Here is a 24,103-nt window from a genome sequence, read left to right on the forward strand (position 1 = left end):
AGAATCGACGAAGTACGCCGTAGGTTTAGACGAAACCGGGAATCAAGCGGATCAAGAAATCAGCTTATTCCTCTCGTACGAGGCTTTTACCAAGCGGATATAGACGAATAAGGAAAGAAGGCAACAAACCGCCCCGACTCCGTAGGCGGTAGCCAGATTGGCACGGGTAGCGATAAAGCCGGCGGATAACATCCCGATCCCCATCCCGAAATCGAAAGAGGTCAAGTAGGTAGAAGTGGCCGTACCGCGCATATGGTGCGGAGCGACATTCACGAAAAGACATTGAAAAGCCGGTACGCTCACGCCAAAACCGATACCGATCGCCAAGGCGCAAGCGAAAAAGACAAACGATGTATGTACGGTAGCGAACACGGAAAACGAGATCGCCAAAGAGACCAAGGATACGATGGACACGACATGGATCTTGCCATGGTCCACCAACCGTCCGGAAATCAAACGGGCCGTCCCTACACCGATCGCCATAAATATAAAGAAGTAGCCGGGGTCCGGCACCTCGATCTCTTTACCATATAATACCACGAACGAGAGCAACATCCCATAAGGTATAGCGACCAGCAAATAGGCCAAGGCCGCAGGAAGCGCTTTTACCAAGATAAAACGATCCAACGAGAAGGCCGGACGAGGCACTTTCTCCCGTTTCGGATAACGGATCAGCCCGACGGAGCCGATCCCGACCAATGCGATCACCAAAGCGACCCCTATGATCCAGAAGAAACCATGCCGATCGTACAGCCCGACCGCCACCAAAGGAGCCAAAGACATGGCGAGATTGATCGTCAATCCGTAAAAGCCCATGCCTTCTCCCCTTCGCTTGGAAGGGATTACGTCTATCGTAATCGTATTGCCGGAAACAGAGGTCAGTCCCATGAACCCGCCTTGGATGAAACGAACCGCCATGATCGTATAGACCGTCATCGCAAACCAATAACCGGCGAACAGACAGGCGAATATCGTGAAGGCGAATACATATAACGGTTTGCGGGAGAAACAATCTACCAGATATCCCGAGAACGGGCGCACGCACAGCAAGCCGATCGTATAGCTAGACAAGACCATCCCCACCTCAGACGTGCTGATGCCCAATTCCTCTACCAGATAGACCGGCATAGTAGGCATCAACATATAAAAGGCGAAATTCATCAAGAAGTAAGAGATACAACATTGGACGAAATTCCGGTTCCAAAGTACAGGTTTAGTCTCGCTCATTCCTCTTTATTACTTATGCCAGCTCGCTCAACTCCAGCCAGCGCATCGTTTTCTCGTCGATCTCTTCCATGACTTGGGTGATCCGTTGAGATTTAGCCATAAGCTCGTCCGTAGACAAAGTACCACTGCTCATAGCGGTCTCCAACTCCGCCTTCTCCGCCTCTAAAGCCGGTATCTCCTCCTCTAGGGCCTCGAACTCTTTCCGCTCCTTGAAAGTGAGTTTTTTCTTTTGCTCATTGACAGGACGAGACGGTTTCTCCGGAGCCGGGTTTTGTCTCGCTTGCAAAGCAGCCTCCGCCTCTTTTTCCAGTTGGTCTTGCACGTCTTTCCAATCCCGATACTGCGTATAGTTGCCGGGAAAATCCTTGATATCGGCGTTACCCCGGAAAACCAGCAGGTGATCTACCACCTTATCCATAAAGTAACGGTCGTGGGAAACGACGATAGCGCACCCCTTGAAGTTACGAAGGTATTCCTCCAATACGTTCAAGGTCACGATATCCAGATCATTGGTCGGCTCATCGAGCACCAAGAAGTTCGGGCTACGCATCAATACCGTACATAAATACAGGCGACGTTTCTCCCCACCGCTCAATTTATAAACGTAACTATGCTGTTTCTCCGGCGTGAACAGGAAATAGTTCAGGAACTGGGAGACACCCATCTTCTGTCCGTTACCCAAATCCACGTATTCGGCGATCGCCTGCACCACGTCGATCACTTTCATTTGCTCATCGAACTTCAAGCCATCTTGACTGTAATAACCGAAACGAACGGTCTCGCCGACATCGAAATGGCCGCTATCGGGAGCCACCTCCCCCATCAGCATCTTGATAAAGGTAGATTTGCCCGTACCGTTATTCCCGACAATACCCATCTTCTCGTAACGGGCAAAAATATAGTTGAAATCCTCCGTAATCTTCAAATCACCGAAACGTTTGCTTACATTCACCGCCTCGAAAATCTTCGAACCAATGTAAGAAGCCTTCACGTCCAAGTTCACCTTTCCGGTATCCCGTTGTTGCTTCGCTTTCTTTTCCAGCTCATAAAAGGCATCGATACGGTACTTCGCTTTCGTGCCCCGTGCCTGCGGCTGGCGGCGCATCCAATCCAGTTCCGTACGGAGAAGATTCTTCGCGCGCTCCACGTCGGCGTTCATCGCCTCGACACGCTCTTGGCGTTTCTCCAGATAATAACTATAATTACCTTTATACGAATAGATTTGCTTATTATCGATCTCGATGATCTCACTACAAACACGATCCAAGAAGTAACGGTCGTGCGTCACCATCAAGATACTGATATTGGCCCGGCTCAGATAATCTTCCAGCCATTCGGTCATCTCCAGATCCAAATGGTTCGTCGGCTCATCCAAGATAATCAATTCAGGGTCCGTGATCAAGACATTCGCCAAGGCTACCCGTTTCAACTGTCCTCCGGACAATTCCCCGATCTTCTGATTGAAGTTATGAATCTTCAACTGCCCGAGGATTTGTTTCGCCTTTTGCTCATAATCCCACGCCTTGAAGCTATCCATACGGGTAAGGATGTCCTCCAGATTCGAATGATCCTCTTTCGCCATCGCCTCCTCGTACTCAGCGATCAACCGGACAGTCTCGTTCTTCGAGTGGAAGCAAGCCTGTAGCACGGTCAGTTCTTCCGGATAAGAAGGTGATTGCTCCAAATACCCGACCCGCAGGTCTTTCCGGAAAACCACCTCACCCGAGTCGTAATCCTCCTTACCACCGATAATATTCAACAAGGTAGTCTTACCCGTCCCGTTTTTAGCGATCAACCCGATCTTCTGTCCTTGTGCGACTCCGAACGTTATATCCTCGAAAAGAACCAAATCACCGAAGCTCTTGGTCAGCTTATCTATCTGAAGGTAACTTATCATGTTTTCTTATTTAAATTCAAATCGGAAGGCAAACTTACACAAAATCCTCGAATTTTAAGCTTTTCTCCGTACCTTTGGTGGAAGAATAAGAAAAACACCATGAATGTTAGAATAGATGAAAGTTGGAGAAAACGTCTGCAAGAAGAATTTGACAAGCCTTATTTCGAGCAATTGGTGACATTTGTCAAAAACGAATATAAGCAAGCGCACGTACTTCCTCCCGGGTCCCAGATATTCCATATATTTAACGCATGCCCGTTTGAGAAGGTAAAAGTCGTTATCTTGGGACAAGACCCCTATCCAAATCCGGGGCAATACTACGGGGTCTGCTTCTCGGTACCCGATGGCGTGGCGATTCCCAGCTCCTTGATGAATATATTCAAAGAGATCTACGATGATCTTGGGAAACCGATCCCTTCCTCCGGGAATTTGGATCGTTGGGTAAGCCAAGGCGTATTTCCGATGAATTCCGTCCTCACGGTCCGTGCCCACCAAACAGGTTCGCACCGGAACAGGGGATGGGAAACATTCACGGACGCCGTTATCAAGAAATTAAGCGACGAACGGGAAAATCTAGTATTCATGTTATGGGGTAGTTACGCAAAAGCCAAGATTTCCCTTATCGATACGAGCCAGCATTTGGTCCTAACGACCGTACATCCATCTCCCCGCTCCGCCGAATATGGTTTCTTCGGTTGTAAGCATTTCAGTAAGGCTAATGATTTCTTACGGGGTAAAGGCATCCCGGAAATCGATTGGTAAGTATAAATCAACCTAAATCAATCGCATATGGATATTCAAACTTTCATCAACAATTATTACGAAGCATTTTCTCTAAAGGCGGAATTGCCGATCGCTTTCTGGTATTCCGATTCTCTACTTGGAGAATTAAAGCAGACACAAGGCTGTTTATTCAAGGCCCTTCCCGCTATTAGGCAAGGCGAGATTATCAGTATGAACGGAGATAGCGTTGGCTGCGGAGGTGGAAAGTTTTATACAGGATTCACCCCTATGCCAGAGCATGTCCCCAATTTTGTCTCTTTAAAAGAGAGATATAAGCAAACTCCGGAAATGGTAGTCGAGGGTATAAAAGGCATGAACGTACAAAGGTCCTCCCTCCCATACCTCCATTTCGCAAGGATCGATCGATTAACCTCGTTTGAAAAGGTAGAGGGGCTTTTGTTCCTCGCAACTCCGGATATCTTGTCAGGGTTAATTACTTGGACCTTTTTCGACAACAATAATCCGGATGCCGTCTCCACACCATTTGGTTCCGGTTGCAGCTCCACCATCACGCTCACTGTCAACGAAAATAGACAAGGAGGTCACCGCACGTTCCTTGGTTTCTTCGATCCCTCGGTCCGACCATATGTGGAAAGCAACTTATTAAGTCTCACGATCCCGATGTCACGTTTCAAGACGATGTATCAGACAATGCGTAACTCCTCCCTATACGATACACACGCATGGGCGAAAATAAAAACCAGAATCAATGAAGGCTGATTTTTATACGGAAGTTTATAACATCGTCAGAGAGATACCAGAAGGATGTGTGGTTACCTACGGGCAGCTAGCCAAGCTCGCCCGAAGGCCACAATGTTCCCGTATGGTAGGGCAGGCAATGTTCAACGTCCCGAAAGAACTGAACCTGCCTTGCCACCGGGTGGTAAACAGCCAAGGCAGATTAGCTCCCAACTGGGCGGAACAACGGGGATTATTGGAGAAAGAAGGCATTACCTTCAAGAAGAATGGCTGCGTTGACTTGAAGAAACATATTTGGGAGGATATATTACCGATTATCTAATCCGATAACAAAATGTAAAATCAGCAAGTTCTTAAAAGAACCATTCCCAATGCTATTTGCCAAGATCATTCTTTTCCAACCATTCGCCCAGCAGATCCGCTAGTTGGCCATTATTCAAATCCTGCATCAAGAAATGGGTATTACCATAAATACCGATCTTGGGCAACTCAACTAAGGTTGCGTTTCCCCCATGCCTATTTATGGCCTCCACGAATTTACGTCCCATTTGCAGACGTACACGCCAATTCTCGCCACCAAGATTCTCTGATGGAGTCTCCGGAATATAATCACCGAAATACATTACGATTGGAATCCGGGTAAGTCGCAAGAACTGTTCCATAGGAATAGCTACTCCAGTCGCCCCACCGGTAAGTCCGGCGATCGGATCGGGCACCTCCCCCTCGGGAAACACATAGCCACCCGGCTCATATGAAACGACAGCCTTGACATTCGGATTTTGTATAGCGGCCATCCATCCCGGGAAACCTCCCGCCGAATGTGTTACAAGGATATTGTCCCCTATTTTTTCCGTCAAGGCATTGATTGCCGGTACATCTTGTTTGTGATCACTGATATCGGGCGTCATCTCCCGGAAAAACTGCGATAGATAGGCTGAATCAGACGGAAACTGCACACCTTTGTTATATTCCGGCCAAATCCCGATACGCCAGATGTCAAACCAGAACATCTCATCGGCCAGCGGCTTGACCGTAGTCGTAGCAGATGTCCTTCCGGCACGGCCACGACCGGGAAGATCCATCACGTAACTGCTATATCCCCGGCGTAACATGAGAGTAGCGAAACCATCCCGCCCATCGGGTGTCATTTGCCAACATACCCCAGAGCCACCATAACCATGAACATAAACCAAAGGCAATTTTTTCGCATGGGCCAGAACTTGGAAATCCACGAAAGCATGATCCGCACGATAGCTCTGCCCGGTCTCGACTTGGGTAGCCCAACCGACAAACTTACTGTTGTCATACGTACCCGGACGCTGTATGGTTTGTCCTCCTACTGAGAAATGCCCTTGTTTAGCGATCACTAAATCCTGGGCATCTGCCATTCCAAACACGGGTATTAATAATGCTAATAATAAAATCTTCTTCATATTCTTCTGATTCATTTTTTATCCGTTAATTGTCCGAGCACATCACGTAATGGATCTGAACTCTTTTTCCCTAGGTTTATCTCTACGATATTTAGCAAAGCCGTAAGTTGCTCTGGCGTAATACCCAGATGCAAGCAAATTGACATATGGCCGTAAGCCATAGGTTCAACACCGCCAACGCCTGCCAATACAGACACGGTCGCCAATTCACGCTCCCTATATGTCAATAAGTCGCGCTCAAAAAGGTCCGCGAACAGATGTTCCTTGAGGAAACGTTCGATCGTCGGGGCAAATACCGCATATCCGGCTTTAGGGACAGAAGCAGACGTACCCGATATTTCCGCCAGAATATCCCGTCCCCGCTCATATCGACTCCCACCGTCCTCGATAGCAGAGGCTTCACGACCCTCTACATCTTTAATTCCCATGCTTTTTCTCTCTTCAATGACTTGCATAAATGTCTGTATGGCTCTTAAGCTGCGAGGAAATCCACAATAAGCATAGGCATGTATTAATACTTCGTTTACTTCATTAACGGTCATACCGGATTCAAGTCCCTTCACAAGCGCCTGTCTCAGATGCGCCAAGTCTCCCTTGCCCGTGTACGCCGCGATAGAGACAATGGCTTGTTCCCTGGCTTCCAATACCCGGTTTGCTTCGGCATACACATTCTCCGCTTGGCTTGTCGCTTCTTGATATTCCTTCTCTCCCACCGGACTGAGCCACACCGCCTCATTCGTTTGAGGATTGCAACTTACGGCAACGTGAGCAAACCAGCTATCCGGAGCCGCCCCATGCCAGTGAATCACGTCAGGCGCAATTTCCACGATATCCCCCGGATACAATCTTCTGGCCGGTTTCCCCTTTTCCTGATAGTAGCCTATGCCTGCTGACGCGACAAGTATCTGCCCCCCTTTATGATAATGCCAGTTATTCCGGCAACGAGGCTCAAAAGTGACATTAGACATTGGGACATTCAGCTCCCTATTAACCGTAATCGGAGCGATATACGCCTGACCAATGAAGTTCTTCGCGGACGCTTCCGGCAACTTAGTACCCAAGGGGTACGGTTGTCTGAAATTATCCGTATTTTGCGCCATGGTGAAAACCGGGAACAAACATAGGCAGAAAAGCCGGATTAGAAAGTTCTGTCTCATATTCATATGTATTTATCATTATTCTCCTACCGTACGAGTAAATGCTAAGGTAGCAAGTTTCCATTGTCCGTCTTCCTTCACGTACGTCTCAGTCACGATGAAAGGGAACCTGACCTCCCTACCACCAACTACCGAATTAAGATGAATACGGCTATATACGATTCCGGCGCAACCGGCGAATTTAACATCTACATCATGTATCTCCGCATGCTTGTAATGTATGTTTCCCGTACGGATCACATCAAGCTCCGGCTGCTTACCCCACGAACCACCCATATGTACAAACATAGAGTTCTCGTGGAAGAGGGCGTCGAGCTTATCCACATCTTTTTCTGACATCCATTTCCATTTCGCATTAGACAAATCTATCATCTCCTGCTGCTTCGGAGTAAATGTCTTTTTTGTTTCCTGCGCATAGGCACCCATTCCCATCGATACCAACAACAATGTCGCGATAAATAATGATCTCATAATTTTTTGCATGGCTTTATTAATTTGATTATACATTATATATAAATAGTTTTCCATCATCTATTTATACCTATTCTTCGTTGCGAAGTTACGACCAAAGGAGTTTTGAGACAATACAAAAAAGTCGGTGTCAACTACAAATTTTACCGAAAAGGAAAGGAGTGAAGCTAGCTTACAAGGTCACTCCCTATAATCTGAGGACTTTATACCTAAATTATGCTGCACATAACGGCTGAAATAAGAGGGAGAAGAGAAACCAAACAAATCGGAAATATAAACGAAAGATAATGACTTATCACGCAAAAGCCGTGATATATCCAATATCGTATAACGGTTAATCCAATAATTTGCCGCATAGCCACTCACCTTTTTCGTCACTTCCGATAAATACTTCGGCGTCACGCATAATTCCGAGGCATAGTATGTAACGTCTCTATGCTGGCGATAAACCCCATCTTCCAGCATTTGCAGGAACTTACTCATAATGGAGGCATATTGGGCCGAGATCTTCTCCTCCCCATAAATATGTGAGTGAAAATCGAAGAAATCCAGAATCATTGTCTGGATCACATTAATCATTATGTCACGATAAAAATTATGGTTTTCATTGTTAAACCTATACTCTATATTCTCGAAATCTTTCTTACAGATATCCTGTTGCTTGCGATCCAGACGCATCACAGGATTCAGGAACAAAGATAACTGGCCTTTCATTCCATAATTATTCTGGGGAGTACAAAGCTCAATGAATTGGGGAGTGACATAAATGACTTTAACCTTAAAATCCGCAGATGGGGTGATCTTCTCAACCAGTTTTCCTTTACGCACAATCATACAATCCCCTTCACGTAACTCGAATGGATTTCCATTGAACTCGAATTTACATGCTCCACCCAAACACAAGGCATGAGACAGATACTCTTTATAAATATCTGTCCCAAGCCCATTCAGACTATCAGAGATAATAACACTATCTTTGCCATATTTCATGATACCCCCATTTTAGATCGTACAAATTTAATCAAATTACAATTTCATCCCGAAGAAATCTTTCATTTTATTTACCGCTAGATTCACATATTCCGGGACAAAATAAGTTTTGATATGCTCCGCTCCTGGAATAAGATACATCTCTTTATCTTTTGTTCCGGTAGCCTTTTCAAAAGCTTCGTCAGACATATATTTTGTATCGGCATCACTTCCGGCGATCAATAGCAAAGGCTGGTCGATCAAGTCGATATGATCCGTAGCATCCCAAGTCATAAGATCCAATAAACTGCTCATGGTATAGCGAAATGTCGAATTCGGATGAGCATGGGTTTTAAAGTAATACTCATAACCATCACGATATAGGGCAAACGGTAGTTTCGCCGCCTCCTCATCGGAGACATTCATCTCACCCGTGTATAGAACTTTGCCTTTGGCCTCTTCATTTCTAGCCTCAGCCGCTTGGGTTAAACGTTGTTGTATGGTATTTATCTGGGAATCCTGAAAACCATTACGACGTACACGCCCCGAATTAAACATGCTGAGTGTAGCGACCGCCTTTATCCGTTTATCACCCTGTGCAGCCCCAAGCGTGTAACCTCCACCGCCACAAATACCAAGCGCACCTATACGACTGGCATCTACACCCGGATATTGAGATATGAAATCCACCATACCATGAATATCTTCTATCCGGTTGGCCGGACGATCTGTATTCCGAGGCTCACCACCACTTGCTCCTTGATAACGCGCATCGGCAGCGATAGTTATATATCCAAGCTCTGCCAGCCGTTGCGCATAGAGACCCGCAACTTGTTCTTTCACGCCCCCATTAGGATGAGCAACAACAATAGCTACATACTCTTTTGAGGAATCATAATTCGCAGGAGTATAGATATTCGCCACTACCCCTATACCTCCAACCTCATACGAGACAGGATGTATATTTACTTTTCCAACCACATTTTCACTTACCGCATCGCGATATACCAATCCATACTGATTCTGATTTTGTGCGGAAGCACTTATTACCATGTTCATAATTAATAAAGCTACAATAATTTTACTCTTCATATTCTATTATTTTTTGACCGCTAAGATACATTTACCCAATCATACAGAATGAATACAGATTACGGATTGTATCACCATTTTTACAGAAAACCGAAATAATTGTATTTATATCCGCAATTGTTGTTACACCGGTGGAGATACTTCTTCCCAACTTTGCGCTCAGATAAAATATAAATAAATATGGAATACAGAGTTTTGGGATTAAGCGGACTTAGGGTCTCAACTATAGGATTGGGTTGCATGGGTATGAGCCATGCTTATGGCGCACCTGCCGACAGAAAAGAGATGACGGAATTATTTGCCCTCGCCGTTGATATGGGATATACCTTCTTCGATACGGCCGAAGTATATGGTACAAACACGAATCCTCATGACAATGAGGAGCTTTTAGGCGATGCCTTAAAGCCATTTCGTGATAAAATCGTGATCGCTACTAAGTTTGGACTCACTTTTGATAAGTCTAGCGAATGTGGCCCTTATCCCCTTATCCCGAATTCTAAACCGAAGTCGATTCGTTTAGCCGTGGAAGGCTCTTTAGCGAGACTTAAGACAGACCATCTTGACCTTTACTATCAGCATCGCATAGATCCCCAAGTAGAACCGGAAGAGGTAGCTGACACGATGGCCTACTTGATCAAGGAAGGCAAAGTATTACATTGGGGTATATCAGAGGCGGGCGAGGACTATATTCGCCGTGCGCATAAGGTCTGTCCTATAACCGCCATACAAAATCGTTATTCCATGATGGCACGTTGGCATGAAAACCTTTTCCCCTCTCTAGAGGAATTAGGCATTGGCTTCGTTGCTTTCTCGCCATTGGCAAACGGTTTACTTTCCGCTTGCTATGATGTCAAAAGCGTATTCAACCCTCAAAATGATTACCGGGCAACTATGCCGCAATTCAAAAAAGAAAGTTTCGAGAAGAACAAGCCTCTTCTAGATCTCATAAACCATCTGGCCGATGAGCATCATGCTACTCCCGCACAAATATCCCTAGCTTGGATGCTACAAAAAAAGCCGTGGATCGTTCCTATTCCCGGAACTCGTCATCTCTGCCGGCTAAAAGAGAATGCGGGGGCTGTGGATATAAAGATAAATCCCGCCGAGATCAATCAGATAGACACGGCTCTTGACCATATGGATATGAGCGAGGTATTCGGTGGGACAAAAATCAAATAATAGCCAAGCATATAATCCTCCGCATGAAGGCATACGACTTTTAGTTGAAACCATTTTCTTAATATTTTGGTTATATAATAATATATATAAGATGAAACATGTAATTTTGACTATCGTTTTGCTATTGGCAAGCGGTTTAGTAATCGCACAAACAAAAATGAGTGATCAACTATCTAAAACAACTAAAATGAATGCACAAAGTAAAATCTATTTCGCCGGAGGATGTTTCTGGGGAACAGAACATTTCATGAAACAAATCAATGGTGTTACTAGTACCCAAGTGGGTTATGCCAACGGTAAAACAAGCATCAAAAATCCAACCTACGAACAGGTATGTAACGACAATACCGGATTTGCCGAGACAGTAGAAGTAAGCTACGATCCTCAACAAGCCGATTTAAAACTATTGTTAGAACTATACTTCAAGACCATAGACCCTACAAGTCTCAATCGGCAAGGTAATGACAGAGGATCGCAATACCGTACCGGCATTTATTACACCAACGCCGCCGATCTGCCTATCATCAAAGAGGCTATAGAGACATTGGCTAAAAAGTACTCCAAGCCCATCGTTGTCGAGGTGGAGCCATTAGTTAATTTCTATCCGGCAGAAGAATATCATCAAGATTACTTAGGCAAACATCCGGACGGTTATTGCCATATAAGTCCGGAACTATTCGATTTCGCACGTAAAGCAAATAAGGAGAAAACGACCGGCAAGCCCCTTTCTGAAAAGAAATTCCAGAAACAGGATGATACGACACTACGCTCCAAACTGACGGCCGAGCAATATGCGGTAACACAAGAAAATGCCACGGAAAGAGCATTTAAAAATGAATATTGGAACGAAAAGCGTGAAGGTATTTACGTAGATATCACCACAGGAGAGCCTTTGTTCATATCGACTGATAAGTTCGACTCCGGTTGTGGGTGGCCTAGCTTCTCAAAACCGATAGATAAAGACCTTGTTATGGAAAATACCGATAATTCTCATGACATGAAACGGATAGAGGTGCGCAGTAAAACAGGAGACGCACATCTGGGACACGTATTTAATGATGGTCCGACAGATAAGGGCGGATTACGATACTGCATCAACAGCGCATCCCTGAGATTTATTCCCAAAGCAAAAATGAAAGAAGAAGGTTATGGCGATTATATGTATCTTTTGGAAAAGAAATAAAACAAATCATAGGATCTACTATTTGAATAAAATCGTATGTATCGAGAATTTACCCCATGCGCCCTTTTAGCACCCTTCATCGATAAGTTTTGGGTGTTTAAAGGTTATGCGGAAATAGGAACACGCTTTAAGATTTTAGCGGACGGCTGCACGGATTTCATCTTTTCCATCGGGAATATGACAATTCCCGCGGATGAGCATCAAATGATCATGCAGCCTTATCGTTCCTTTTTTGTCGGTCCCATGAGGTCTTATTCCAATCTTACCGCTACGACAGATTCCCTACATATGCTAGGAGTTCGTTTCCAACCCTGTGGGCTGGCAGCTTTCACGAATGAGCCTTTGGGACAGTTTGCCGATCTTCGCATCCAGTCTTCAGATATTAACCTTTTATTCGATAATGCCTTTGCCGAGATGCTTTGCGAACAGCCGGACGATTCCGTCCGTATCCGCATTATCGAAGGCTATCTTATACGCCTTCTCACCCAATCCATTCAAGTAGACAGACAAATTATATACGCCACCTCATTTATAAAACAGTCTCGCGGACAGCTACCCGTACAAAACTTGATCGACAAGATTTGCATTTGCCAGCGGCATTTCCAACGTAAGTTCAAGGATGCCACCGGATATACTCCCAAAGAATTCAGCCGGATCATAAAATTCCAATATGCCATAGAAGTACTGAGGAACGCCCCACACACGGACTTAAGCAGCATCGCCTTAGATTGCGGCTACTATGACCATTCCCACTTTATCAAAGAATTCAAGCGTTTAGCGGGAGACGTTCCTTCCTACTTCCTGACTTTACCAAATCCTGCGGATGAACCGCTTACTTATATTTGATTAAAAATAAAATCGCAAGAATCTATCACATAAAAAGTCGTTTTTTTACAACCAGAAAGAATAGTCATTCCGTATGTTTGCACTATTGAACTTTTACAAATAAGAATCTTATGAATTACACTTTTGAACTAAAAGAACTACAAGCTACACACATCGTGTATCTTCATCATCAAGGAGATATAAGCTTTATCCCAAGCTCTATCAGAAAGCTTATGCAATGGGCCGGGCCAAAAGGACTTATAACCGGTCCGGCAAATAAACTTATATCAGTTTACCAACACGAAGGAAAGGAGTTGAGTGTGGATATCGGTTTAACAGTGCCTCAAGAGGTAGAGGGAGAAAGTGAGATCTCAAAAGGATTATTATCCGGAGGACTTTACGCGATCGGGCATTTTGAGATAGGAACGGATGAAATACCCGCCGCATGGAGCTTGATGTACACGCTTACATCCAAACACCAATGCAAGCCTTGTGCGGGCAAATCATTCGAGATCTATCAAAGCATCCCCCTCGATCAACATCCACAAGATAAATGTATGATCGATTTATGTATACCCGTCCAGATGATAGACCTCAAGCTAATCGAGGAAAAAGCAATTTCCATATTAACGGAATGTGACACCGCTATGCTCGCATCTGTTACGGAAGAGGGTTATCCCCGTCCGGTTCCTATGGGAAAAATAAAAGCGGATGGTATTTCCCAAATATGGTTCTCTACAGGCACGTTCTCTGATAAGACAATACAATTCCAACTCAACCCGAAAGCCGGAGTTTGCTTTATGAAAGGAGGAGACAGTATCGTGTTAACGGGTAAGGTCGAGATCGTTTCCGATATGGAAATCAAGAAAGCCCTTTGGTCTGACTGGATGTTCGCCCATTTCCCTGGAGGAGTAATAGATCCGAGCTATTGTATATTGAAATTCACTTCCGAAGAAGCGACTTATTGGATCGATAATGAATTTGTAAAAGCAAGTATATAAGTTATCACATCATACTATCGCATCTAAAATATTAAAAATCTTGATTGCCGCTAATTATAGAAGACGGCAATCAAGATTAATTCATTTATTCACTTCAGAAACCTCTCTAGCTCTTATTATTCTACCGCCACATAAATCTGAGTCAATAAATCCTCCGGCTTCGTATTACGAGGATCATTCAAGTAGATCTCGCCGCTAGGCACTTCTCGTAAGGAAAGACCCATCTCGGGGAGATATTTGCCGTAAAGCGTATCATACACAGCCCCTAATTGCTGATAAGTTCCCTTATAAAGAGCGACCATAAAACGCCCTTCCAATACCTTTTTCGTACCAATCTCCCCTTTAGGGCAAACCGCAGGAGCGACTTCCATACAAATATCGGTACGCAGCTTATCCGGTGAGGTCACTTTCGGATCATCATGGTACAAGCAGATCGGTGAAAAACTCAATGGCTGAATGTTTTGCTCCTTGGCGAATTGGAGCAAGCGCATCCAAGTTCCCGGATAATCGATTTCTTTATACCCTCCGTTTAGACGAATGTAGGCTACTTGTTTGCCGGGTAAATCTTTTACCTCGACCTTCAATTCCATATCGGGCATTATTCTATTCGGTTCCATAATTACATAATCTTTATTGTTTCTATATTCATTTGGAGAAATCCCATAAAACTGGCGAAAAACCTTAGACAAAGAAGAGGGTACGTCATATCCTACCTTATAGGCGATCTCCTTGACAGGTATTTCCGTGTAACGCAAAAGCCGAGCGGCCGTCTCGACCCGCATCCTAACGATAAACGTACCAACCGGTTCCCCTAAGAACTCCGCGAAGATCCGATGAAAATGCCAACGAGAGAATCCGGATATCTCCGCCAGCTTATTTAGATCGATATCCTCGCCTAAGTGATTATTTATGTATTCAACCAATACATTGATACGTTGTTGATACTCTGTCTTTGTCGTTGTCTTTATTCGCATGATTCTTAGGATTTCAAGGCAAAAGTAGAAGAATTATCCCGAACACACTTTTCCGATATTGCTAAAATGAACTATAAAGTAAAGATATCGTTTATTCAGCCCAAATCCGTTATCTTTACCATCTAAATTAAAATAGGAAACAATAACATGTTGAAAATAACAACGCCTAGATTGGTAAAAAACTTACGGGAGGATGTGGACTGGATGGATTGTATATCCAGACAAGAGGATGATTTTACAGAATGTTCTTTCAATGGATTATGCGTCGAGGACGTATCTAAACAGAACCTATCCGTTAATTCCTGCTTATTCACCAATTGTGGTTTCATTGCTTGCAATTATCGTAAATCTCAGTTTAGCGATGTGGTATTTAAGAACTGTGACCTATCAAATATAAATTTATCCGGATGTGGCTTTTACCGGGTAGAGTTCATTGGGTGTAAACTTACCGGAACGAATTTCTCCGAATCAATCTTTAATCATACTACCATCCGGGATTGCAAAGGAGATTATGTAATCTTCTCCATGAGCAAACTCCGGAACGTATCTTTTAATCAATGCTTTTTACGAGGAGGCGGATTGGACAATTGCCAATTCACGAACGTAGAATTCGAACATTGTAATTTAGTAGAGGCCGAGTTTCACCGGACCTCTTTGAAAGGGATCGATCTTACTTCCTCCGAGATCGCCGGTATACGTATTGGCTCGATTCCCGGAGGAGAGTTGAAAGGTGCTACCGTAACCTCCTTACAAGCACTGGACATCGCTAGAATATTAGGTATTACGATCAAGGATTAAAACTCCGGATGGCGTTTTAACCACACAACCGCATAGGAACAGGTAGCCAAAGGGCGCAACCCCTGTTTCTTCGCGTATTTATAAGCTGTTTCAACAAGAGTCGCCGCAATCCCACGCCCTTCCAAGTTTTTTGGGACAATGGTATGGATAATGTCCAAGGCATCTCCTCTTAAACGATATTCCACATAGGCTGTCAAGCCGTCTTCTACTACCTCGAAACGATGTTTCTCCGGATAGTGATTTACTGTATATTCCATTATTTATTCTTTTAAAGGTTCTATTTCCTTATTATTTGTATCAATCTCCTCCCGCTTATCCTTCTTTTTATCGAGACCGAAAAAGCGCTTTACCTTCGTGAAGAAACCTGCCACTTTCAAGGCCGCATCCTGTTCTTTTTTCGAGACTCCGACTGATTCCACCAAGGCTGGTCTTAGCATCTGCCATAGATAGTTAAACGTGGAATGATACGGATCTCGCACAATTTCCATATCGACCTTACGCAATTTACTATCTTTTCGCTCCGGATGAGCCGGATTATTATCCCGTAGAACTAAGTTCGCCAATCTCGACAAGAAACCTTTTTGTGTGGTCTCTCCGTCTTTCTCTTTCAATAAAGCCACTTTCAATTTCCGGTACGGGAAGTCTAACCGTATCCGTCCTTTCCGGCTTGAGGCATCCATATGAAAGACCACATCCTGTGCCCAACCGCTCACTACTTCCGCCGGCGCCAGAGGTTTTACGATCTCATTCAAGGAAAGCAGGTCTAGGCTATCCAAACGGGCATCCAATAGAAAGCGGTCGTATAATGAATCTACCGGGAGTTGCCATGTAGCCGTAAAATGCCCCGATCCCATCAGGTTCCCGTCCGCATGCAATCTGATGAATTGCTCCGGATAGGAAACGATATTGGTCAAACCTGAAAATTGGCCATTCATATCGGTAAAATAAAGCTTACCGGGCTTATCACCTTTAACGGGTAATTCCTCATAAACCACGGAGAAATTGGCAACGGAAGCGGTATCTATCTTGAAACGGACCGGAGCCTTTTGCAAACCCTCATAAATCATCGGGACGATATGAGGCTCCACCGGGATCTTCCGGTTCTTTAAGTTTTGTAATAAGACATCGTTTATCCAGAGCCCTCCCACATGTAATTCCTTGGTTGAGAAATATCCGGGAATATCCACGTCGGTCAATCTCACGTTCCCAACCTTCACGTCAAACCAATCTTGATGCTTAGGCTGTTTATAAGCGAATTCCATTTTAGAATAAGGCGAGACTAAATGTACGTGATCCAACCTCAAACCTGACTCTCTCAAATCCAGCCCCCCGATTTTCAAACGGTAGAAGCCGTTATCCAACGGTATATCGATATCCTTCGTCTGTAGCTGAAGATCACCTAATTGAAACGTCTTCTTCTTCAAATCCACAAACACATTCTCCAAAGCCAATTGGATATCCTTTTGGCTCTCAGTCCGCAATATTGTCGTATCCGATCCCCAAGACATAGAAAAATCACCATCGGATAAATCAAATCGGTCAAACCCGATCTGATAGATGCTATTCTTGGGAATCCGGATTCCCGTTAAAGAAATCAATGGGGTTGAAAAACGTATCGAGTCCTTTTTAGCGGCCAGGGTCACATCCTGTAGACGGAAAGAGCCGTTTACGGTGGATAGCGAACCTTTTCTTATAGTCACACGCAGATCCTTTCCCGGTAAGTAGTTATCGAAATCCCGGAAACTAAGACCAAAATGATCATACTTGAAAAACAATTGCCCACTCCGGTTCGTTTGCTCATCCACCAAGAAATTCGTAGCAAAGAAATTAAGGCCGTTGAGTCGGTACCGGGTCGTGTCATTTATCTCACGATCCTCCAATGTCACATTTGCGTTCTGAATCTGGATCTTACGGATGGAAAGATACCGAAGGAAAGGATTTAACAAACTCTCCACATCCACACGGCTATTTACAGATGTGCTTTTCCCTTTATCCGGAGATTCAACGGAGGGCGTTTTATAATAAACCAAGCGAGGCGACCGAACCTTCAGTAAATCTGCGCTAACACCTTTGTCGTACGCCAACCCGTCTATCCGGATCGTATCGATACTTCCCGACAAATAATCATTACGGGAGCGGACCGACAACGGACGTAGTCGCATGCTATCTATATGAAACGAACCTAAGGCCGTATTCATCGCCAAACGCTTGATATCGAACCGATGATTACGAGCCCTCATGATCCCTTGTATATCATTCGCCTCAAACGCAATGGAACGAAAATAATTCAGTTCCTCGCCCGGAGCTACCAAGGAGTCGATCAGAAGACCTTCCGCATGGAAATTAAACTCAGGGATCGAGAAGTCCTCTATCTGCCCTTTCAAGGCTAAGGAATAGTGAAGGGCGGTTCGCTCTATTCGTATTTGATCCACGGATATACTATGTAGTACCGGAGAGATCACATCATATAACGATAAGGCTTGCACCAAAGAATCCACATCGGCATTCGCCTGCTTCTTCTCCCGAGTCAAGTCATACACCTTGATATCCGAAGATTGTATCTCAAAATTACGGGCGGACAAATAGTTCAAGGCTTCTTCCCGTCTAAAGTGAATCCCTTGTATCTCTACGGTTTGCACTTTCCCTTCCAGATAATTCGTAGGTTTCCGATTGGTCTCCCCCCACAATAATTCTTGCGGAAGCAATTGGATTTTTTGGATATAGATAATGGAATCTTGGGTACTGAGGCATATACTATCCGTCTCCAACCTAAAATCATTATTTACCAACAAGGTTTGCGGCTGGTTCGTGACAAAATCGAAGTTATCGCAATACAACAGCTTCCCGCTCCGTGAAGAGGTAGAATCCAACATAAAACCATACGCATGGAAACTTACGTTATTCAACGTATAGATAATCGGCGAGACTTGGTTTTCCACATTATAAGAGATACTGGCATTTTCCAAGTTCAAGGTCTTTACGCTCAGGGCATCTATGTATGGAGAGATCACCTCGTACAAGGTCTTCGATTCGGCATGCTCTACCGTATCTGCCGCCAGTCCGGAAACTAACGGGTTTGATCCGGAAGAGCCGTATACACGAACCTCCGGCGAGCGGATCTCAAAGGTATTGAAATGGAGTTGCCGGTAATTCCATCGCCATACCAAATTAATTCCCTTAAAATCTATCACCTCAATCCGGGTACTTACATAGGTATCGGGCAAGCTATCCAAGGCGGCCCAATGTTCAAAGACCTTAGAGTCCGGCTCCAATGAAATACCCTCTAGCCTTAGCTCTCCCTTGAAGAAGCTAATAGAAAGCTTATCGAAAGAAAGGCGATAAAAACCATCCGTAGCATTCGCCGTACGCTCTATCAGTTCTCTTTTCAGGTACCGCTCCAAACGACCTGTCAGGAAAAGATTCAAAACTAGGAACAATACAGCCAGCGATAAAACAGCGATCACCGTATGTTTCAATATCTTCCTTATCCTAGAACTCATCCTTTCCTTGATTTTTGCGATATAAACTTCTTTTTATAAAAACAAAATAGACCCGTTTATGTTGCCTTTCATCTAATAAAAAAGCCCCGGAGTCTATTAACCCCGAGGCTTACGATCTATCGATTGTTACTTCATTTTACAAAAGGAGCCTTGATCAAATAGTCGGCGCAATCCTTCACACCCGCAAATTGAGTACGTCCGTCCGGCATCTGCTCCAACTCTACGAAATAGTCTTTGATTCCGTTTGCGTACATTTGCTTGAATATCATCTCAAAGTTCATCATACCACTTTGGCCGAATACAGCACGATCCTTGATATGTAATACCTTGATACGATCCGGATGTTTCTGCATATACTCGACAGGATCGTTTTGTCCCATGACAGTCCAATAAACATCCATCTCGAAGTAAACCTTGCTCGGGTCCGTATCTTTCAGCATCAAGTCATAAATTTGGTCTCCGACTTTCATGAAAGCGGCGAAAGGATTTCCTTTCACCTTCTCCTGTTGCTCTTTCGTCGCGACCCGATTGAACTCCATATTATGATTATGATAGCCAAAACCAGTGGCGATACCCTCCGCCTTGATAACATCCGAGGCCTGATTGAAAATATCGCAAACAAGTTTAGCCTCATCGTGCGTAGTAATCGTCGGCATCATCGGCTGGATCAAATATTTACAGCCTAGTTTCGCATGATCGGCAGCCGTAGCTTTCCAATACTCCATGATCTTTGGGGTAACCTCCTTCGAGTATTTGAAAATCATAGCCTTAAAAGGGTCAGAAATAGATGTGTCTACCGGATTCACGTGCGAGCTAATGATCTTCAAGCCAGCGTCTTCCGCCATTTTCTTGAAGTCCATCATAGGAACACCCCCGATAGCGCCTTTACCATAACCCGCCAACTCCAGCTTGGAGTATCCCATATCCTTCACCTTCCGAAGATTAGCGGCCACGTCACCTTTATATAATTCTTGGGATAAAGAATAGATCTGCAAGCCAATCTCTTTGCTGGCATGGACCTCATCCACAACTCCCAACGCAGCGTTCGCCGCATTTACGGAACCGGCTTTACCAGCCAGCAATCCACCAGCGGTAAAGAGAGAGATATTTTTTAAGAAATCCCGTCTGTTACTCATAACATCATTCTATTTAAATAGGCTTATTTACAGAAATAAGGCAATGAATACGGGTTGCGATATTGATACCAGTACAAACGGTGGGAAGCCGCCTCCTTATCATTACCGAAGCTTAATGTAGCCGGGTTCCATTTAACCGGACGGCCTAGCTCACGGGCAATATTCTGTAAACAGCAAAGCGTATTCGTACTGCAACCTACCTCAACCGGTGCGATCGGATTCTCACGTGAACGAACGCAGTCGATGAAGTTCTGCATATGCGGAGCGCTAGTCTCATAATTGCCAGCATCGTTACCCTTCTTTTTACTGTCTTTCAGCTTCTTCATATATTCCTCATACATCTTCTTACGCTCTTCCGGAGTCATCATTCTCGGGCGCTTCTCGATCAAGTTCTTCAGGTCGGAGGGGATCTTAGACTGATCAGAGCAGTTGATGTAGCCACGAGCTACCTCGATCCAACCGTTATCTCCGACAAACTTAATACCCTGCGCATCCGGATTATCCTCCAAATAAGGTTGTTCAGTCATTACGATACCATTCGCATAGCGCATAGTTGAATATTGTGTGCCATTGTATCCCTTGGGCGTAAACTCAACCGGACCAGAACCATCCATACCGATAGCAGCTTGGGCGATATCAAACATATGAGCACCCCAGTCAGCAGTATAGCCATTACCGGTCTCTTGATACCAACGCCATGCACCCCATAGTTTCTCGTTCTCTTCCGGATCCAGAGAAATAGGAGGACATAAATCGGGATGATAATGGATCTTCGGATCGTTCAACGGCCCCATCCACTGATTGAAGTTCAAATTAGCGGGAACCGGCATTTCCGGCAAGCTCAGCGGCGTAGGAGGCTCACCTACACGTGCATATATTTTCTCTATATGACCGATGGCTCCATTCTGAACCATATCGATCGCAGCTTGGAACTCTTTGCTGGAACGTTGCTGGCTACCTACTTGAAGCACACGTTTGTTATTACGTACAGCCTTCACCATAGCCAAGCCTTCGGAGATCGTATAAGCCAACGGTTTCTGGCAATATACGTCTTTTCCGGATTGACAAGAATGGATGGTAGCCAAAGCATGCCAATGGTCCGGGGTAGCGACCTCGATAGCATCGATATCCTTACGCTCCAGCAAATCCTCGTAAAACTCATATTGATCACAACGTTGGTTCATTCCCTTTGAAGCTTGCCATTCAGCGACACGTCTTCTGAAACGCTCTGTTTTCATCGTGTCCACGTCACAACATGCGGCAACCTGTACGCCCGGACATGCGGCAAATCCTTTAAAGTCTGATAATGCTTGCTGACCTAGGCCGATAAAACCTAAAACGACTCGATCGCTCGGAGCGATACGAACGCCATTCATGGCCCAACTGGGAAGAATTGTTAAACTAGCCAATCCTAGTGCGGAAAGACCCAAAAACTCTCTACGGCTTACGCCCTTCTTAGTGTTTTCTTTCATGGTAATTTTGTTAATAATATAAGATAAAATGTAACTTGGTCTGAGAATTATCGCCCCAAAGTTATAAAAAATAATTTATTTCCATAATAATCTTTTAATAAAAAAGGCTATCCTTGTCCGGGATAGCCTTATTTTGATTCATATCAATTCCTAAAACGCATATCCGAAGCCTACGTTCAGATAGATCGGATACATCCCGAAGGTAATCGTATCGAAATCCTTTTGGAAGATATCGTTCAATCCCCATGTCAAGTCAGCGTATACGATAAGGTGCTTAAACGCTTTCCATTCTGTACCGATCTGCGCTCCCCACTGAAACTTTCTTAAGTTATCCGAGAAATCATAGGAAGCACGGTTGTCACCAGAAAACTCCACCTTCGTACCGGTAGGATTGATCTCACGCAGATATCCGTCGTATACGTAGCCGGAGAAGTTCCGGTTTGTAGCGAACGAGACAAATGGTCCCGCCGAGAAACTCACCCGGTTATTCAATTGGTAAAGAGCCACGACCGGTATCGAGAAATAAGAGTTCTCCACTTTCGTCTGCACGCCGCCGGTCCAGTTTCCTTTCAGCTTCTCGCCACCGGAGCCAATGATCTCCATGCTGTAATTCTTAACCGTCGCTTTTGTCTCCATACCTTTATTCTCCAGACGGAGACCGATCATCATACCCCATTCCTTGCTCTCGCCGAACCATTTCTTGATATCGCCCTCTATGGAGACACAAAGCGTAGGGCGATAACTATCTATCGCACGAATCTCACGAGGCAATGGCACCGGAGCGGTTCCGCCGATATTGATACCGGCCTTTACCGTATATTCCAATCCCCTTAGGGAAGACCAGATTATTCCTTGGTTTCTTTCCTGTTGCGCCTTCAACGTAACGACACCCGACAAGCACAGTATACCTATTAATACTATATATCTTTTCATATCCTCTGTTTTTTTAGTTCTCACCGGACTGGATTATCTCAACCTCATCGATCCAAAGCGTGCTACCTTCCGCTCCCTCGAAGACATCACCTTTCAAACTCGAAGAGAAGACTATGGATAACTGATAACCACCTTTCGCCAGCTTATCCTTATCGATCACCTTACCGGGCTTAGCCACGAACGGGATATAGAAACGCATCCACTCATCCGTCTCTTTCTGATCGCTGATCCGGGCAACGGATATCAGGTTCGGGCTTGTCAGCCCGTTGAAACCATCCAAATATTTCACATTCTCATCCGTCTCATAGAAGATGGCGTAGATATCACATTGGTCTTTCTTACCTTTTACCTCCTCGCCATTCACTTTATACGACTCACCCGCTTTATATTTATAATAACCACTCAAGTAAGTCGGCACATGATCGAAAGGACGTCCCAATCTCGTGCCTTTCCTTGCGTCCGGAATAGCGTTCAGCAAATCAAACGTACCGATGAAAAGGTTTCCGGCGGCGATAGGCATACCGAATCCGCTACCGAAACTACCCGTGCTGCGGGTCACCAACTTAGCGCATTTACCGACATATCCGTTATCGTCTTGCATGGTTGGGAAGTCTAAAGGCTCCAATTTATTATTGGTCAAGGCAAATCCGGCATTCCCGCTCGCCCAAGTCACGGAATCTCCATTCGATGTAAAGTCATAGAATATCTGGTAACGTCCATTCTTCGGCTCCATCGTTATATGCTCGAAATGATATTCCGTGCTTACGCCGGAGACGATACAACGCACCGTATAAGTCTTTGTCCAGTGACCATCCTCGGAAGTTACCGTATAGGTTCTCGGCGTCGTAAAATCAAAAGCGGAACCACTAGCCGGAGTGATAGTAGCGCCGGGAGTCAAGGTGAATACCGGGGCTAGGTTTGTAATATCGGCGTCACTTTTCACGGTCAGTGTCACGGATTCGTTGTCGATCTCCGGCTCGGCTTTCAATATATCGCCATCCACCGTACACGACAAGATATCCGCTTCCGCATTGGGCGCCTCCTCCCGGATACATGAAACAGAGATCATCACCATAAAAAAACAGAAAAGCAAATTTCGCAAAGTCATACTCTATACATTATATTATATACAACACATCGCCCTTTTAGGGTGAACATAATGCACAAAGTTAAACTATATTCTCCAATATCGCATCCCTATATCTTTTAATAACTTTTTTTACAAAGACGCAATGGTACATATCCTTACAATACCAACCTTACCGGACAGATATACTTCAAGTACCACAGGATATATACTTCAAGTGCCATAGGATATATACTTCATCGACTAAGTAAGTAGTTAAAATGACTATGCCTAAATTTACTTCACAG

22 protein-coding genes and 1 pseudogene are annotated in these 24,103 nt (G+C 44.7%); 9 read left to right on the forward strand and 14 right to left on the reverse strand.

All coding sequences use genetic code 11. The features are described 5' to 3' along the window. Positions 1–51: 51 nt before the first annotated feature. Both DWX84_RS05980 and DWX84_RS05985 read right to left on the reverse strand, forming a co-directional pair. Complete coding sequence (locus tag DWX84_RS05980) at positions 52–1,227, reverse strand: MFS transporter (protein ID WP_008780086.1); 1,176 nt, start codon at positions 1,225–1,227, stop codon at positions 52–54. Between the two features lie 13 nt (positions 1,228–1,240). Next, positions 1,241–3,124 carry an ABC-F family ATP-binding cassette domain-containing protein gene (locus DWX84_RS05985; protein WP_005864442.1) on the reverse strand — a complete coding sequence of 628 codons (1,884 nt, stop codon included), beginning with the start codon at positions 3,122–3,124 and terminating at the stop codon, positions 1,241–1,243. A 99-nt stretch (positions 3,125–3,223) separates the two neighbouring features. Between DWX84_RS05985 and ung the strand changes: the two genes are divergently transcribed. The 3 genes from ung to DWX84_RS06000 are packed head-to-tail and all read left to right on the forward strand — an operon-like array spanning position 3,224 to position 4,928. After that, positions 3,224–3,886, forward strand: a complete 663-nt coding sequence (ung, locus tag DWX84_RS05990) for a uracil-DNA glycosylase (RefSeq protein ID WP_005864440.1) — start codon at positions 3,224–3,226, stop codon at positions 3,884–3,886. A 27-nt stretch (positions 3,887–3,913) separates the two neighbouring features. Then, on the forward strand, positions 3,914–4,627 hold the full coding sequence (locus DWX84_RS05995) for a DUF169 domain-containing protein (protein WP_048927592.1): 714 nt from the start codon (positions 3,914–3,916) through the stop codon (positions 4,625–4,627). Continuing rightward, a complete protein-coding gene (locus tag DWX84_RS06000) occupies positions 4,617–4,928 on the forward strand; it encodes an MGMT family protein (protein ID WP_005864435.1) in 312 nt (103 codons plus the stop codon). The genes DWX84_RS05995 and DWX84_RS06000 overlap by 11 nt, the downstream gene beginning before the upstream one ends. Positions 4,929–4,980: 52 nt before the next feature. Here the strand turns inward: DWX84_RS06000 and DWX84_RS06005 are convergent, their stop codons facing one another. The 5 genes from DWX84_RS06005 to DWX84_RS06025 all read right to left on the reverse strand — a co-directional run bounded on the left by DWX84_RS06005 (position 4,981) and on the right by DWX84_RS06025 (position 9,728). Continuing rightward, positions 4,981–6,039: an alpha/beta fold hydrolase gene (locus tag DWX84_RS06005; RefSeq protein ID WP_048927700.1), complete on the reverse strand. Its 1,059-nt coding sequence runs from the start codon at positions 6,037–6,039 to the stop codon at positions 4,981–4,983. A gap of 11 nt (positions 6,040–6,050) precedes the next feature. Further along, complete coding sequence (locus tag DWX84_RS06010; protein ID WP_005864431.1) at positions 6,051–7,202, reverse strand: carboxymuconolactone decarboxylase family protein; 1,152 nt, start codon at positions 7,200–7,202, stop codon at positions 6,051–6,053. Between the two features lie 12 nt (positions 7,203–7,214). After that, positions 7,215–7,667, reverse strand: coding sequence for a nuclear transport factor 2 family protein (locus DWX84_RS06015; RefSeq protein WP_070104343.1), 453 nt, complete (start codon positions 7,665–7,667; stop codon positions 7,215–7,217). Between the two features lie 180 nt (positions 7,668–7,847). Next, positions 7,848–8,657 carry an AraC family transcriptional regulator gene (locus DWX84_RS06020; protein WP_048927590.1) on the reverse strand — a complete coding sequence of 270 codons (810 nt, stop codon included), beginning with the start codon at positions 8,655–8,657 and terminating at the stop codon, positions 7,848–7,850. 36 nt (positions 8,658–8,693) lie between these two features. Further along, entirely contained in the window at positions 8,694–9,728 is a 1,035-nt protein-coding gene (locus DWX84_RS06025) for an alpha/beta hydrolase (protein ID WP_048927589.1), read from the reverse strand. 180 nt (positions 9,729–9,908) lie between these two features. Between DWX84_RS06025 and DWX84_RS06030 the strand changes: the two genes are divergently transcribed. The 5 genes and pseudogenes from DWX84_RS06030 (at position 9,909) to DWX84_RS21805 (ending at position 13,916) form a co-directional block, all read left to right on the forward strand. Further along, positions 9,909–10,907 (forward strand): aldo/keto reductase, encoded by a 999-nt coding sequence (locus tag DWX84_RS06030; RefSeq protein WP_048927588.1) that lies wholly within the window; start codon positions 9,909–9,911, stop codon positions 10,905–10,907. Between the two features lie 91 nt (positions 10,908–10,998). Then, positions 10,999–12,090 carry a peptide-methionine (R)-S-oxide reductase MsrB gene (msrB, locus tag DWX84_RS06035; protein WP_048927587.1) on the forward strand — a complete coding sequence of 364 codons (1,092 nt, stop codon included), beginning with the start codon at positions 10,999–11,001 and terminating at the stop codon, positions 12,088–12,090. A 36-nt stretch (positions 12,091–12,126) separates the two neighbouring features. Then, entirely contained in the window at positions 12,127–12,936 is an 810-nt protein-coding gene (locus DWX84_RS06040) for a helix-turn-helix domain-containing protein (protein ID WP_048927586.1), read from the forward strand. Positions 12,937–13,046: 110 nt separating this feature from the next. After that, a pseudogene (locus tag DWX84_RS21800) lies at positions 13,047–13,484 on the forward strand (GyrI-like domain-containing protein); the annotation flags it as partial. Between the two features lie 15 nt (positions 13,485–13,499). Continuing rightward, a complete protein-coding gene (locus tag DWX84_RS21805) occupies positions 13,500–13,916 on the forward strand; it encodes a pyridoxamine 5'-phosphate oxidase family protein (protein ID WP_227154481.1) in 417 nt (138 codons plus the stop codon). Between the two features lie 116 nt (positions 13,917–14,032). Here the strand turns inward: DWX84_RS21805 and DWX84_RS06050 are convergent, their stop codons facing one another. Next, positions 14,033–14,890, reverse strand: coding sequence for a GyrI-like domain-containing protein (locus DWX84_RS06050; RefSeq protein ID WP_048927584.1), 858 nt, complete (start codon positions 14,888–14,890; stop codon positions 14,033–14,035). A gap of 147 nt (positions 14,891–15,037) precedes the next feature. Here DWX84_RS06050 and DWX84_RS06055 point away from each other — a divergent pair, with 147 nt between their 5' ends. Next, positions 15,038–15,688, forward strand: a complete 651-nt coding sequence (locus DWX84_RS06055; protein WP_048927583.1) for a pentapeptide repeat-containing protein — start codon at positions 15,038–15,040, stop codon at positions 15,686–15,688. Here DWX84_RS06055 and DWX84_RS06060 read toward each other — a convergent pair. From DWX84_RS06060 to DWX84_RS06085, 6 genes are all read right to left on the reverse strand, one after another. Beyond that, positions 15,685–15,945, reverse strand: a complete 261-nt coding sequence (locus tag DWX84_RS06060) for a GNAT family N-acetyltransferase (protein ID WP_048927582.1) — start codon at positions 15,943–15,945, stop codon at positions 15,685–15,687. The two genes, DWX84_RS06055 and DWX84_RS06060, sit on opposite strands and share 4 nt — an antisense overlap. Before the next feature lie 3 nt (positions 15,946–15,948). Continuing rightward, positions 15,949–19,188, reverse strand: coding sequence for a hypothetical protein (locus DWX84_RS06065; RefSeq protein ID WP_048927581.1), 3,240 nt, complete (start codon positions 19,186–19,188; stop codon positions 15,949–15,951). Between the two features lie 131 nt (positions 19,189–19,319). Continuing rightward, complete coding sequence (locus DWX84_RS06070; protein ID WP_008780070.1) at positions 19,320–20,324, reverse strand: sugar phosphate isomerase/epimerase; 1,005 nt, start codon at positions 20,322–20,324, stop codon at positions 19,320–19,322. 23 nt (positions 20,325–20,347) lie between these two features. Beyond that, on the reverse strand, positions 20,348–21,796 hold the full coding sequence (locus DWX84_RS06075) for a Gfo/Idh/MocA family protein (protein ID WP_005864413.1): 1,449 nt from the start codon (positions 21,794–21,796) through the stop codon (positions 20,348–20,350). Positions 21,797–21,946: 150 nt separating this feature from the next. Next, positions 21,947–22,729 carry a porin family protein gene (locus DWX84_RS06080; protein ID WP_048927580.1) on the reverse strand — a complete coding sequence of 261 codons (783 nt, stop codon included), beginning with the start codon at positions 22,727–22,729 and terminating at the stop codon, positions 21,947–21,949. Between the two features lie 13 nt (positions 22,730–22,742). Then, complete coding sequence (locus DWX84_RS06085) at positions 22,743–23,837, reverse strand: PCMD domain-containing protein (RefSeq protein WP_048927579.1); 1,095 nt, start codon at positions 23,835–23,837, stop codon at positions 22,743–22,745. Between the last annotated feature and the right edge of the window lie 266 nt (positions 23,838–24,103).

Origin of the sequence: Parabacteroides sp. AF21-43, from assembly GCF_003635435.1 — a bacterium.
GTDB classification, from domain to species: domain Bacteria; phylum Bacteroidota; class Bacteroidia; order Bacteroidales; family Tannerellaceae; genus Parabacteroides; species Parabacteroides distasonis.

Bases quoted from the DNA above. Each gene is read 5' to 3' on its own strand.
- DWX84_RS05980 (WP_008780086.1), bottom strand. From the start codon at position 1,227: ATGAGCGAGACTAAACCTGTACTTTGGAACCGGAATTTCGTCCAATGT.
- DWX84_RS05985 (WP_005864442.1), bottom strand. From the start codon at position 3,124: ATGATAAGTTACCTTCAGATAGATAAGCTGACCAAGAGCTTCGGTGAT.
- ung (WP_005864440.1), top strand. From the start codon at position 3,224: ATGAATGTTAGAATAGATGAAAGTTGGAGAAAACGTCTGCAAGAAGAA.
- DWX84_RS05995 (WP_048927592.1), top strand. From the start codon at position 3,914: ATGGATATTCAAACTTTCATCAACAATTATTACGAAGCATTTTCTCTA.
- DWX84_RS06000 (WP_005864435.1), top strand. From the start codon at position 4,617: ATGAAGGCTGATTTTTATACGGAAGTTTATAACATCGTCAGAGAGATA.
- DWX84_RS06005 (WP_048927700.1), bottom strand. From the start codon at position 6,039: ATGAAGAAGATTTTATTATTAGCATTATTAATACCCGTGTTTGGAATG.
- DWX84_RS06010 (WP_005864431.1), bottom strand. From the start codon at position 7,202: ATGAATATGAGACAGAACTTTCTAATCCGGCTTTTCTGCCTATGTTTG.
- DWX84_RS06015 (WP_070104343.1), bottom strand. From the start codon at position 7,667: ATGAGATCATTATTTATCGCGACATTGTTGTTGGTATCGATGGGAATG.
- DWX84_RS06020 (WP_048927590.1), bottom strand. From the start codon at position 8,657: ATGAAATATGGCAAAGATAGTGTTATTATCTCTGATAGTCTGAATGGG.
- DWX84_RS06025 (WP_048927589.1), bottom strand. From the start codon at position 9,728: ATGAAGAGTAAAATTATTGTAGCTTTATTAATTATGAACATGGTAATA.
- DWX84_RS06030 (WP_048927588.1), top strand. From the start codon at position 9,909: ATGGAATACAGAGTTTTGGGATTAAGCGGACTTAGGGTCTCAACTATA.
- msrB (WP_048927587.1), top strand. From the start codon at position 10,999: ATGAAACATGTAATTTTGACTATCGTTTTGCTATTGGCAAGCGGTTTA.
- DWX84_RS06040 (WP_048927586.1), top strand. From the start codon at position 12,127: ATGTATCGAGAATTTACCCCATGCGCCCTTTTAGCACCCTTCATCGAT.
- DWX84_RS21805 (WP_227154481.1), top strand. From the start codon at position 13,500: ATGATAGACCTCAAGCTAATCGAGGAAAAAGCAATTTCCATATTAACG.
- DWX84_RS06050 (WP_048927584.1), bottom strand. From the start codon at position 14,890: ATGCGAATAAAGACAACGACAAAGACAGAGTATCAACAACGTATCAAT.
- DWX84_RS06055 (WP_048927583.1), top strand. From the start codon at position 15,038: ATGTTGAAAATAACAACGCCTAGATTGGTAAAAAACTTACGGGAGGAT.
- DWX84_RS06060 (WP_048927582.1), bottom strand. From the start codon at position 15,945: ATGGAATATACAGTAAATCACTATCCGGAGAAACATCGTTTCGAGGTA.
- DWX84_RS06065 (WP_048927581.1), bottom strand. From the start codon at position 19,188: ATGAGTTCTAGGATAAGGAAGATATTGAAACATACGGTGATCGCTGTT.
- DWX84_RS06070 (WP_008780070.1), bottom strand. From the start codon at position 20,324: ATGAGTAACAGACGGGATTTCTTAAAAAATATCTCTCTCTTTACCGCT.
- DWX84_RS06075 (WP_005864413.1), bottom strand. From the start codon at position 21,796: ATGAAAGAAAACACTAAGAAGGGCGTAAGCCGTAGAGAGTTTTTGGGT.
- DWX84_RS06080 (WP_048927580.1), bottom strand. From the start codon at position 22,729: ATGAAAAGATATATAGTATTAATAGGTATACTGTGCTTGTCGGGTGTC.
- DWX84_RS06085 (WP_048927579.1), bottom strand. From the start codon at position 23,837: ATGACTTTGCGAAATTTGCTTTTCTGTTTTTTTATGGTGATGATCTCT.